The sequence below is a fragment of the Streptomyces sp. YS415 genome (assembly GCF_023544665.1).
Classification (GTDB): Bacteria; Actinomycetota; Actinomycetes; order Streptomycetales; family Streptomycetaceae; genus Streptomyces.
Window position 1 is genome coordinate 38,180 of record NZ_JAMJFL010000013.1, and the last position, 12,677, is coordinate 50,856.

4 protein-coding genes are annotated in these 12,677 nt (G+C 75.2%); all 4 read right to left on the reverse strand.

The annotated features are described in order from the left end of the window. Window positions 1-134 precede the first annotated feature (134 nt). Window positions 135-6,038 (reverse strand): non-ribosomal peptide synthetase/MFS transporter, encoded by a 5,904-nt coding sequence (locus M8H82_RS18345; RefSeq protein WP_250075325.1) that lies wholly within the window; start codon window positions 6,036-6,038, stop codon window positions 135-137. After that, entirely contained in the window at window positions 6,035-9,352 is a 3,318-nt protein-coding gene (locus M8H82_RS18350) for an amino acid adenylation domain-containing protein (protein WP_250075327.1), read from the reverse strand. Before M8H82_RS18350 ends, M8H82_RS18345 begins: the two co-directional genes overlap by 4 nt. Further along, entirely contained in the window at window positions 9,345-11,171 is a 1,827-nt protein-coding gene (locus M8H82_RS18355) for a condensation domain-containing protein (protein ID WP_250075329.1), read from the reverse strand. The genes M8H82_RS18350 and M8H82_RS18355 overlap by 8 nt, the downstream gene beginning before the upstream one ends. Before the next feature lie 191 nt (window positions 11,172-11,362). Next, entirely contained in the window at window positions 11,363-12,664 is a 1,302-nt protein-coding gene (locus M8H82_RS18360) for a 2-oxo acid dehydrogenase subunit E2 (protein WP_250075333.1), read from the reverse strand. Between the last annotated feature and the right edge of the window lie 13 nt (window positions 12,665-12,677).

Here is a 12,677-nt window from a genome sequence, read left to right on the forward strand (position 1 = left end):
CAGCGAGCCGTTCCGCACCACTCACAACAAGCCTTGTTGCTGGAGTAGGGCAGCCCCCGGCGGTGAGGGAGCGGGACCCGTCACGGGGTCCACTCCTCTCACCGCCGGTTCGCTCCTTCGTAGCCGTCCGTCCGTCAGCTTCCCGTGGGCGGCGCCGACGCGCTGAGCGGTTGCGCGTCGTGTCCGTCCGGGGCTTGAGATCCGTCCGCTTTCGATGGCCCGTCCGGCGACGGGTCCGGCAGTCGGCGGGCGTGCAGGGACTGGAGGCCGACCAGGTCGTCCGGCCGGGCGTCCGGTACCTCGGCGTCGAAACGGGCCAGCGCCGGTATCCGCCGGGCGCACAGGACCACGAGCACGAGCGCCAGGCCGAACAGCACGTACATCAGGCCCAGTCCGCGGCCCTCTCCCGTGCCCAGGATCCGGCCCGCGGTGCCGGCCAGCGTCCCGTCCGGCTCCATGGCGGGCTCGAGCAGCGCGGCGGTGCCGGGTCCGAGGAGCAGGAAGCCCACCGGCATGGTGCACCAGGCGAACACCGTGTTGACCGCGAAGATCCGGCCGTGGAAGCGGGCGGGGACCTTGACCTGGATGATCGTGGCGTAGATCGCGTTCATCACGGTCAGCCCGGCGAACATCCCGAACACTCCCGCAGCCACCAGCGGCAGCGATGGGCGTAGTCCGGTGACCGCGCAGCAGGCGGCCAGGACGAGGAAGGCCAGCAGGACGCCGGTCATCCTGCGCTGCTTCGGCCCGCCCCAGAACGCCATCAGGGCGCCGCCCGCGGCGATGCCCACCCCGCCCGCGAGCGAGACCCGGGCCACGTCGCCCAGTCCCGTGAAGCCGAGGACCAGCGGCTGGAAGAGGATGAGCAGCGGCCCCAGCAGCAGGTTCGTCACGGCGAAGAACAGCAGCATGGCCCGGAAGCCGGGCGTGCTCATGGCCAGTCGGAAGCCGGCCCGGATCTCCTCGCCGACGCTCTCGCGGCGCCGCCAGCCCAGCCGGGCGGGGAACCGCAGGGAGGCGGTGACGGCGATGGCGACGGCGTAAGTGCACACGTCGATGATGAGGATGCCGCGCAGTCCCACGGTCGCCAGCACGGCGGTGGCGAGCAGAGGGACGGCGAACTGGACCGTACCGGCGCCGGCCTGTACCAGGCCGTTGGCGTGGCCGAGGTACTGCTTGGGCGCGAGCTGCGGGACGGCCGAGGCCCAGGAGATGCGCTGGAAGGTCAGGGCTACCGACAGCAGGGTCATCAGTGGGTACAGAGCGGCGTCGGTGAGCGCCCCGGCCAGCAGCAGCGTCAGCATCAGGCCCTGGATCAGCAGAGCGGCAACATCCGCGGCGATCATGACGCGTCGTCGGCTGAACCGGTCGGCCACGGCCCCGGCCAGCGGCGCCACGAGCAGGCCCGGCACCAGCGCCAGGGAGGACAGCAGGCCGAGCTGGAGCAGCGAACCGCTGCCGAGGAACACCCACAGCGGCAGCGCGAATTCGGTCATGGAGGTGCCGGCCATGGAGACGAGCTGCCCGGCGGCGACAGCGAGGAAGCGGGGCATCGCGGGTTCGGGCGGACGGCGGTCCCGTCGCCGACGAGTGCCGGGGGTCAGGGACGGGGTCCCCTTGCCGGGACCGGACTCACCCTCTTCACCGGGCCCGCCGCCGGGCACGGGCACCTCGCCGTGCGACACGTCCGCCAGTCGCCACGTCTTCGACCCCGGCCGCGGTGCGGTGGTCGGCCGCGGTGTGCCGGACTCCGCCTGCTGCGGGCCCGCGTCCGTCGGCGCGGTCAGAGCCGGGTGAACGCTGGTGATGATGTCCGCCAGTTCGGGCGCACGGAAGCTCAGGAAGTAGTGCCCCGCCTCGTCCAGCACCACGAGGGCGCTGGCGTTGGTGACGAAGTGCCACTCCCGGAACCTCTCCTCGTGGTAGAGGGTGATGTCGTCGCGCTCGCCGACCACCGAGATCACCGGCGCCGACAGTGGTTCCACCCGGTCCTGGAGCAGCGCGGTGAAGTACTCCTCGGCGTCCCGGTTGTCGGCGCGCATGTCGCGCACCATGCGGCGGGCCTGCGCCGGTTCCACGTCGTCCATGCTCAGGCCGATCGAGATCAGCCAGTCCCGGTAGCGGCGGTCGCTGCCGAAGCGCTCCAGTCTGTCGAGCATCCGCACCACGGGCCCGCGGGGCCGGGCAAATGGGAAGATGCCTCCGGCGTAGACGGCCTGCACCGGCCGGCCGGCCGCCTCCAGTGCGAGGGCGAGGGCGATCACCAGGGCGCCGCCGACTCCGCAGTGGCCGTACAGGACGAGCGGGCCGTGCACGCGTTCCAGGATCTCGGCGACGGCCGCGTCCACCAGTTCCGGGAGGGCGGTGCGGCGGCCCTGCAGTCCCATCTCCTCACCGGTGCCCGCCAGCGCGAACAGGGCGTGGCCGGGCGGCAGCGCCTCGGCGAGCGGCCGGTACACGACGGCGCTGCCGCCGCCGTACGGCACCGCCACCACGGTCAGCTCCGGTGTGCGGCCCGGCGGCAGGGTGGGTGTCAGTTCGTGCAGTACCCGGGCGGGGCCGCGCTCGGCCTCCGGTGTGGTGAGGTGGGCGGCAAGGCCGCGGACCGTAGGTTGCCGGAAGAGGTCCATCAGGGTGACCCCGGCCGCCTCCGGCAGGGCCCGGCGCAACGCGGCGATGATCCGGATGGCCAGCAGGGAGTGCCCGCCGAGGTCGAAGAAGTCGTCGTCGCGTTCCGGCAGGGGGACGTCGAGGATGCGGGCCCACACCTCGGCGACGGCGCGTTCGGCGTCGGTGGCCGGCGCCCCGCCGCCGGCCCCGGCGCCCCGCACCGGCGCGGGCAGCGCCCGCCGGTCGAGCTTGCCGTTGGGGCCGGTGGGCAGGGCGTCCAGGACGACGTAGGCGGAGGGCAGCATGGAGTCGGGCAGGGTGCGGCGCAGCGACTGGCGCAGTGAGGCCGGGTCGGCGGCCATGCCGTCCGGACCGGCCTCCAACACGTCGTCTGCCAGCCCGCGTTGCGGGGAGCCGCCAGGTCCTTCGGCCGGGCCCCCGGGCGCTTCGGGCACCAAGTAGGCGACCAGGCGCCGGTCGCCGGGGCGGTCCTCGCGCACCACCACCGCCGCCGCGCCGACGCCGGGCAGGGCGCGCAGGGCGGCCTCGATCTCGCCGGGTTCGATGCGCAGCCCGTGCAGCTTGACCTGGTCGTCGGTGCGGCCCAGGTATTCCAGGGCGCCGTCCGGCCGGTGCCGGGCGAGGTCGCCGCTGGCGTACATGCGGGCGCCGGGCTCGCCCCACGGGTCGGCGACGAAGCGCTGCGCGGTGAGGCCGGGCCGGTTGAGGTAGCCGAGGGCCACACCGGGGCCGGCGATGTACAGCTCGCCAGGCATGCCGACAGGCACGGGCCGGCGGTTGCGGTCGAGGACGTAGATGCGCATGTTCTGCACGGGGCGTCCGATGGGCACGCGGTGGGCGCCGGCGAGCGACTCGCGGGTGCAGGGCCAGGCGGTGCAGTCCACGGAGGCCTCGGTGGGGCCGTAGAGGTTGTGCAGTTCGCAGGCGCGGAAGCGGTCGAGGAAGCGGCGGGCGAGGTCGGCGGGGAGTTCTTCGCCGCTGCAGATCACCCGGCGCAGCGTGGTGCACCGCTCGACGCCGTCCTCGGCGAGGAAGACGGCCAGCATGGACGGCACGAAGTGGACGGTGGTGACGGCGTGCCGGCGTACGGCGTCGCGCAGGTAGCCGCCGTCGCGGTGGCCGCCGGGACGGGCCATGACCAGCCGGGCGCCCTCGCGCAGCGGCCAGAACAGTTCCCACACGGAGACGTCGAAGCCGGTTGGCGTCTTCTGGAGCACGGCGTCGTCGGCATGGAGGGGATGGGCGCGCTGCATCCAGTCGAGCCGGTTGTGGATGCCGCGGTGGGTGCAGATCACTCCCTTGGGGCGGCCGGTGGAGCCGGAGGTGAAGATGACGTAGGCGGGGTCGTCCGGAGTGATGTGCGGTGCGGGCGGGGCGGCGGGGTCCGGGCGCCACAGTTCGGGGTCGTCCAGGGACAGGACGCGGGTGCCCTCGGGCGGCTGCGGCAGCCGGCCGTGGACGGCGTCGGCCGCGAGCAGCACCGGGGGCGCCGCGTCGGCGAGCAGGCCGGCCAGCCGTTCGGCCGGGTTGTCCGGGTCCAGCGGCAGGTAGGCGCCGCCCGCCTTGAGCACGCCGAGCAGCGCGGCGACGAGTGCGGCGGAGCGTTCCGCGCAGACGGCGACGACGGTGCCGGGTCCGACGCCCGCGCCGCGCAGGCGGCCGGCCAACGCGGTGGCGCGGCGGTCGAGTTCGCGGTACGTCAGCTCCTCGGTGCGGGGTTGGCCGTCCGGTCCGGCGGGACCGTCGACGACCAGGCACACCTGATGGGGGGTACGGGCGGCGTGCTCCTCGAAGCGGCCGTGCAGGGTGTGCGGGCCCGGCACCTCCTGCCGGACGTCGTTCCAGGTGCTCAGCACGGTCTCGCGCTCCGACTCATCCAGCAGGTCGAGCCGGGACAGCGGCACGTCGGGGTGGCGGACCGCCTGCCGCAGCAGCCGCTCGAACAGCACCGGCAGGCGAGCCGCGGTCGCGGGCGAGAACAGGTCGGTGCTGTAGGTGAAGAAGCCGTGCAGCCCGTCGGGGGTCTGGCGCAGATACAGCTCCAGGTCGAAGCGGGTGGCGCGGATCTCGAACGGCTGGTGGTCCACCTCGAGTTCGAGCTCTTCCACGTCTGGCCCGGCGGGCCGGCCGTGTTCGGTCCGACCGTGTTCGGTCCGACCGTGCTCTGCGCGGCCGCGCTCGGCGCGCTCGTAGTTGAGCAGCGTGAAGGCGGTCTGGAAGATGGGGGTGCGGCTGGGGTCGCGGGGCAGCGCCAGCTCGCCCACGAGCTGTTCGAACGGCATCTCCTGGTGGGCCAGGTCGGCGAGGAAGCCGTCCCTGACCCGGCCGAGCAGGGTGACGAAGTCGGGGTCCCCGGACAGATCGGCCCGCAGGGCCAGGACGTTGGCGAACAGACCGACCAGCGGTTCCAGTTCGGGCAGGGTGCGGCCGGCGACGGTCGAGCCGACGGCGAAGTCGTCCTGGCCGGACCAGCGGCCCAGCAGCGCCTGATAGGCGGCGAGCAGGGTCATGTACGGGGTGGCGCCGTGCGCGGCCCCCAGGTCGAGCACCGCGCGGGAGAGGTCGGCGTCGAGGGCGATGCCCTGCCCGGCGCCGCGGAAGGTGGGTTCGGCGGGGCGGGGCAGGTCCGAGGGCAGGTCGAGCGGTTGTACTCCGGCCAGCCGGGCGCGCCAGTGGTCCAGGTCGGCCTGTCGTACCTCGCCCCGGTAGCGCTCCCGCTGCCAGCTGGCGAAGTCGCCGTAGCGCACGGCTGGTTCGGCGGCGGCCTGTGGTTCGGGAGCGCCGTCGGCGCAGGCGGCGAGGAGTTCACGCAGAAAAAGTTCGCTGGACCAGCCGTCGGAGACGATGTGGTGGTGCACGAGGACGAGCACGTGCTCGCTCGGTGCGGCGCGCAGCAGCGCGGCGTGCAGCACGGGGCCGGTGGCCAGGTCGAAGGGGCGGGAGATCTCCTCGTCGATCCAGCGGGCGACAAGGGCCTCGCGCCGGGCGGGGTCGGTCTCCGGGGGTGGGGTGCGGACGTTCAGGCGGACGCCGCCGTCCGCGGTGACCTCGACGCGGGGGCGGCCGTCGGCGTCGGACGGGAAACGCATCCGCAGGCTCTCATGGCGGGCCACCACCCGGCGCAGCGCGCGCTCCAGCCGCTCCGGGTCCAGCGGCCCGCGCAGACGGACCGCCTGCGGCACGGTGTAAGCGGTGGTGTCCGGGACGAAGCGGTCCATGAACCACAGTCGTTCCTGAGCGAAGGACAGCGGCGGTTCAACACCCTCGGGACGCCGGGGCACGGTGAGCGCCGGGGCGGCGGTACGGGCCCGGCGCAGTCTGCGGGCCAGCAGTTCCGCACGGGCGGCGGACGTACCGCGGGCGTCGTGGCGGTCCTCCGGCTGCGGCCTGTCGTCGACGATGCTCATACGGCCGGATCCCCTTCCTTGATCATCTCTTCGACCTCGGTGTCGCTCAGCGCCGCGATGTCCGCGAGCAGCAGGTCCTCCACGGCCACGGCGGTCTGCGCGACGGTGGGCGCGGTGAACAGGGTGCGTACCGGGACGTCGATGCCGAGGGCGGCACGCAGCCGGGCCACGGCGCGCAGGGCCAGCAGGGAGTGCCCGCCCAGGGCGAAGAAGTCGTCGTCGGCGGCGATCCCGTGCACGGCGAGCACCTCCTCCCATACTTCGGCCACCAGTTGTTCGGCCTCGGTACGAGGCGCGGTACCGGGACCGGTGCGCCCGGCGGCGGGGTCGGCAGTGGAGCCGGGCGCGGGCAGCGCGGCGCGGTCGATCTTGCCGCGTGAGGTCAGCGGCATCCGGTCGAGTACGACGACGGCGCTGGGCACGAGGTGCCCGGGCAGCAGGCCGCGCAGGTGGTTAAGGAGCTGCGCCGGTTCCGGTTCGGCGCCGGGCCGCGGCACGACCCAGGCGACGAGGCTCTGACGGCCCGCGCCGTCGTGCAGTGCGGCGACCGCCTCGGCGATCGCCGGGTGGCCGAGCAGGGCGGCCTCCACCTCGGCGGGTTCCACCCGGTGGCCGCGCACCTTGAGCTGGCGGTCCGTGCGGCCGAGGAACTCCAGTGCACCGTCGCGTCGTTGGCGGGCCAGGTCGCCGGTGCGGTACATGCGGGCGCCGGGCGGGCCGAACGGGTCCTCGGTGAACCGACGGGCCGTCAACTCAGGGCTGCCTGCGTATCCATCGGCCAGACCGTCGCCGGACAGCCACAGTTCGCCGGGCACGCCGGGTGGCACCGGTCTGCGGGCCGGGTCGAGTACATAGGCGCCGGTCGCGGTGATCGGCCGGCCGATGCCGGGCCGTACCAGGGCGTCGTCCGGGCCGAGGCGGGCGGCGGTGGCGATGACGGCGGCCTCGGTGGGGCCGTAGGTGTTCCACAGTTCGACGCGGTCGCCGAAGCGCTCCCGCCAGGCGGCGACCGCCCGGGAGTGCACCTGGTCGCCACCGAGCACGACCGTCCGGAGCGCGGACGGCCAGGCGATGCGGTCGCCGGCCGCGACGAGTTCCTGCCAGTAGGCGGTGGGCAGGTCGAGCACGGTGACGCGGTCGCCGCAGGGTCCGGCCAGCCAGTCCGGCAGTTCGGAGGACGGCACGGGCAGCAGGACCACGGTCGCGCCGGAGCACAGCGCCGGGAAGATCTCCTCGACATGGGTGTCGAAACCGAGCGAGGCGAACTGGAGCACCCTCTCCCCCGGTCCCAGCCGGTAGGCGTCGCGCATCCAGCCGACCCGCACGGCCAGCGCCCGGTGCGGCACCACGACCGCCTTGGGCTCGCCGGTGGAGCCGGAGGTGTACAGCACGTAGGCGGGGTCGCCGGGCGCGGGGGCGGCGGGTTGCTCCTGGGCGGGGTCGGCCGACCGGACGCAGGCGGGGCCGACGGCGGGGTCCCCCGCAGGCTCGGCGGCCCGGTCCCCCGCAGGCTCGGCCACCCGCTCCGGGGCCGCGGTGAGGGAGGGCAGCTCCACGGTGGGCGGGCCGTCCGGGACCGTATGGCTTCCCGCGCCCGCCAGTACCGCCGTCGCGCCGGCCTGTCGCAGCATGGCGGCCTGCCGGGCCTCGGGCAGGCCGGGGTCCAGCGGCAGATAGGCGCAGCCCGCCAGCAGGATCCCCAGCATTCCGGTCACGGTCTCGGCCGACCGGGCGCCGGCCAGGCCGACCGGGGTGCCCGGCAGCGCCCCGGCCGCGCGCAGCAGCCGGGCGACCCGGTCGGCGGCGGCGAGCAGGTCGCCGTAGCCGAGCACCAGGCCGGCCCCATCCTCCAGGGCGGGCGCTTCGGGCGTGGCGGCGGCCTGACGCAGCAGCCACGTCACCACAGTCTCCCCAGCGGCTGTCCCGGGGGCGTCCGGTCCGCGCAGCAGGGCGCCGGTCTCGTCCGCGGCGAGCAGCGGCAGTCGGTCCACGGGCGTGTCCGGGGCGGCGACCGCGGCACGGGCCAGCAGCGGCAGCCGGTCCAGGAGCGCCTGGGCGGCCTCGGGCGCGAGGAGCGCGGGGTCGTGCACGAGGACCAGGTCGATGCCGTCCGGTGCGGGCCAGGCGTCCAGGGACAGGTCGAACGGCGTCGGCGGCGGATCGGTGCGCAGCGGCTCGATGCGCACCCCGGTCCGCGCCCCGAACTCCTCGCCGCCCTCGCCGTTTGCGAGCGCCGCGCTCTCGGTGTGCAGGTTGAACCAGGAGCGGAACAACCGCGGCTGACCGGCCCCGCGCGCGGACCCGAGCGTGCCGAGCAGCTGCTCGTACGGCACATGCGGATGGGTCAGCGCGCCGGTGACCGTGCGCCGGGTGCGCCCCAGCAGCCCGGCGAACGCGACCTCGCCGCCGAGGTCGGCGCGCAGCGGCAGGACGGCGGTGAAGCAGCCGACCAGTTCCTCGTCCTCGGCGCGCTCGCGCCCCGCGAAGGCCGTGCCGACGACGACGTCCTCCTGCCCGGTGTGCCGTCCGACAAGGACCTGGAACAGGGCCAGCCACGCCATGAAGGGCGTGCACCCATGCTCCCCCGCCAGTTCGGCGACGGCGTCCGCGGTCGTGGCGTCCACCCGTGCGCGGGCCGGGGAGGATGGTCCGGGCTCCGTTCCACCGGGCAGGACGGGTGAGCCGGGAGGCAGCCCCGGGCCGGCCGGCTCGGCCAGTTCGGCCGTCCAGCGGGCGAGGGCGCGGTCCGCCTCGGGGCCGTCCAGCCGGGAGCGCCGCCACATGACGTGATCGCCGTAGCCGACCGTCAGCGGGCGCAGCCGCGGCTCGCCTCCGGCGGCGAACGCGGCGTAGCAGTCGGCCAGTTCGCGCAGCAGCAGCTGGATGGACCAGCCGTCGGAGACCAGATGGTGTGCGGCGAGCAGCAGCACGTGCTCGTCGTCGGCCACCCGGTACAGCTCGGCGCGGACCAGCGGTGCGCGGTCCAGCCGGTAGGGCTCGGCGCCGCGCAGTTCCGCCCGCCGTACGGCCTCCCGGCGGGCCTCGGGCGTGCCGCGCAGGTCGTGCCGGACCAGCACGGGGCCGGCCGCGGTGACGCGCTGCACGGGTGTTCCGTCCGTGTCGGTGACGCAGGCGCGCAGCGGCTCGTGGCGGGCCGCCGCGGCGGCGAGGGCGCGCTCGAGCGCGCTCGCGTCGAGGGGCCCGCGCAGCAGGCGGACGGTGGTCAGGTTCTCCGAGGTGTCGCCGGGGTCGAGCCGGTGCAGGAACCACATCCGCTCCTGCACCGGGGTCAGCGGGTACTCGCGGTCAGCCATGGTGGTGCTCCTCGACGAGCCGGGCGAGGGCCGCGCCGAACGCGGCCGGGGTGGGAGTCTCGAAGAACAGGCCGGCGGGCACCGGCACGCCGAAGCGATCCTCGGTCCGGGCGGCGATCCGTACGACGGCGAGGGAGTCGCCGCCGAGCGCGAACAGGTCGTCGTCCGGTTCGATCCCGGGGCGGCCCAGCACCTCGGCCCACAGCGCGCACACGGACTCGATGACGGATGCGGATGCGGAGGCGGTCCCGATGGGCCGGGACAGCGCTTGGGCGGCGTCCGCGACGATGTCCTCCACGCCGAGGGCGGGGGCAGGCCGGGGCCCGGGTAGGTCGTCGTCCAGAACCGGGGCGGGCCGCCACGCCTCCGGGGTGCGCAGCCGGCTCACGGGAGCATCCGGATTGTCCGCCAGCAGGCGCAGCAAATCGGCCAGTTCGGCCGTGAAGGCGCCGGCGGCCCCTGGGGCGAACCGGTCGCGCGGGTAGGTCAGCACCAGTTCGGCGCCGCCCGGGCCGGTGGTCGCGGCCAGGGTGAGGTCGTACGCGGTGCCGTCGACCTCCTGGCCCCACGGGCGGGATGCCAGTCCGGGGCCCCAGCCGCTCCCGGTCCCGCCCGTGGTCGCGCGGGTGCTTTCCTCCCGTTCCACGAACAGCGCCTGGAACAGCGGGTGCACGCCCGGAGCGCGGCGCGGTGCTACCGCGGAGACGATCCGGTCGAAGGGCGCCGCATGCGTCAGCGCGGCGGCTAGCGCGTCGCGGACGCGGTGCGCCAGAGTGCGGAAGTCGGGATCGCCGTGGAGCTTGACCCGCAGCGGCAACAGGTCGGTGAAACAACCGACGACGGTGGCGAGTTCAGGGTGCGGGCGGCCTCCGGAGACGACGCCGACGGTCGCCTCGGCGGTGCGGGCGGCACGCGCCAGCAGCATCAGGTAGCCGGTCAGCAGGGCGGTGTGCGCGGTCAGCGGCACTCCCCGGCCGGCCCCGCGGAGGGCCTCCATCGTGGCGGCGTCCACCCGGGCGACGGCCGTGGCGGTGCTGCGTCCTTCCGCCCGGCCCGGGCGGGCAGGGGGCGCGAGGTCCGGCAGCAGGCGCGGCGGGGCGCCGGCGAGCTGGTGACGCCAGTAGGCGAGCCGGTCGGGCAGCACCCGTTCCAGCCGGTCCCTGGACCACTGGGCGTAGTCCGCGTAGTCGGGGGACTCCGGGCCGGGCGGCACGGTGTGCGGCCCGGCCCGGTAGGCGGTGGCGAGCTCCTCCAGCAAGACCGCGAGGGAAGCGCCGTCGGCGGCGAGGTGGTGGCACGCCAGCAGGAGCCGGTGCCGGTCCGCCGCCAGGTTCAGAACGGTCAGCCGCAGCAGCCGGCCCGTGGCCGGGTCGAAAGGCTGTCCGGCGGCGGACACGGCCATGCCACGGGCGATGTCCTCCCTCTCGGGTTCCGGGAACGGCGTCAGGTCCAGCGTCTCGACCAGGGTGGCCGTCTCGGCCGCGGTGGGCGGTTCTGCGGGCAGGGTCTGCCACGGCTCGGCGTCCGGCCGGCCGTCCGAGCCGGTGCGGGCGGCGAACCGGGCGCGCAGCACCGGGTGGCGGCTCAGGACGGCGGCGAGCGCCGCGGTGAGCCGGTCCGGGTCGAGCGGTCCGTCCAGCGCCAGCCCGGCGGTCACCGGCGGGACCGCGCCCGGTCCGGCGACGAGTTCGGCCAGCCAGATCCGCCGCTGCTCGGCCGAGCACACCAGCGGACGGCCGTCCCTCGGCACCCGCGGCAGCCCCGTGGAACCGCCCGGCGCGGAGGTGCGCCGGCGGGCGGCGAGGAGACGGAGGGCCATCTCACGGCGGTCGGATGGGGCGCCGGGGTCACTCCGGGTGGTGTCGGCGGGCGTGATTGCAGTGCCGGGTGCGGTTGCAGTCCCGGGTGCGGTGCCAGTGCCGGGCGCGGGCCCAACAACGGGCCCGGTTCCAATACCGGGCGCGGCCCCGATGGCGGGCCAGGTCCCGGCTACGGCGGTGTCCTGGTCGCTCATCCCATCGCCTCCGCCAGCCGTGCCGGATCCTGGAGCAGGTCGCGCACTCCGGTGAGCAGTGCCGTCACGTCCCGGCCGTTGACCAGGCGGTGGTCGTAGGCGGCGCCGAGCTGCACGAGGCTGCGCTCGCGGAAACCTCCGGCGCCGTCCGGGACCGCCACGGCTCGCGGCGCGGCGAGCGACAACGCGCAGGCCTGACCGGGGAAGACCACCGGCACGGCGAAGACCACGCCGGGTTCGGTGTGCAGGGTGAGAGTGATGTTGGCCCCGTTCAGGTCGCTCTCGCGGAAGGCGCCGCGCACTGCCGCCATGCGGAACGTCATCAGCGTGCGGGAGATCCCGCCGAGCCCGGCCCGATCGGCGTCCCGCACGACGGGCACGTACAGTCCCGCGCCGACGTCGAAGGTGACGCCGATGTGGGCGCCGGGGAGCAGGCGGGTGGCGGTGCCGTCGGGGGTGAGCGAGGCGAAGCAGGCGGGGTCGTGCTCACGCCGTACGGCCAGGGCGGCGAGTGCGAGTTCCGCCGGTCCGACGAGGGAGCCGGCGGCGGCGCTCAACTTTCGCCCGGCGGCGAGCGCGTCGGTGAGGTCCGCCTCCACGACGGTGAACGCGGCAGGCACCGTCCGGTGCGAGACGGTGACGGTGGCCGCCACGGCCCGCTGCACGCGGGTGAGGGGAGTGACGACGGTACCGGGCGGGCCGGCGTCCGGGACCGCGTCGGCTGCCCCGGCGGCGAAGGCGGGCACGCTGGTTGAGGGTTCGTCAAATGCTGTGCTGAGGGCGGCCGTTGTCGACGTGTCGCCAAATGCCGCTGCCTCAACGGCCGTTGCCGACGTTCCGTGGTCCGCTCCCGGGCGACCCGCCCCCGCGGCGCCCACCACGAGCCGCTCCACGTCGGCCCGGCGGACGACGGGCACGCCCAGCTCCCGTGCCCGCGACTCAGGGATGCCCAGTTCGGCCAGCAGGGCCCGGGCGGGCTGGGTGACGACCGGACCGGGCGCCGCCGCTGTGACGTCGGCGCCGGCACGGGCCGGCTCCGGACCGGTGGCCGTACGGCCACGGGCGGCGGCGAGCGCCTCCTCGTCCGCGTGCAGGCGGGCGAGGAGCGCGCCCGGCGGGTATTCCCGGCCCGGCTCCGCCACCTGTTCGAGCAGTCCGTCCGTCGGCGCGGCCACCTCCTCGAGCGCCTTGGAGGTCTCCACCTCCAGCAACGGCTCACCGGCCACGGCCTTGCCGCCGTCCGCGACGGCCCAAGCCGCCAGCAGATGAACGGCGTCGTTGCTGTTGAGCTTCGGCATGCGGACTTCCGCG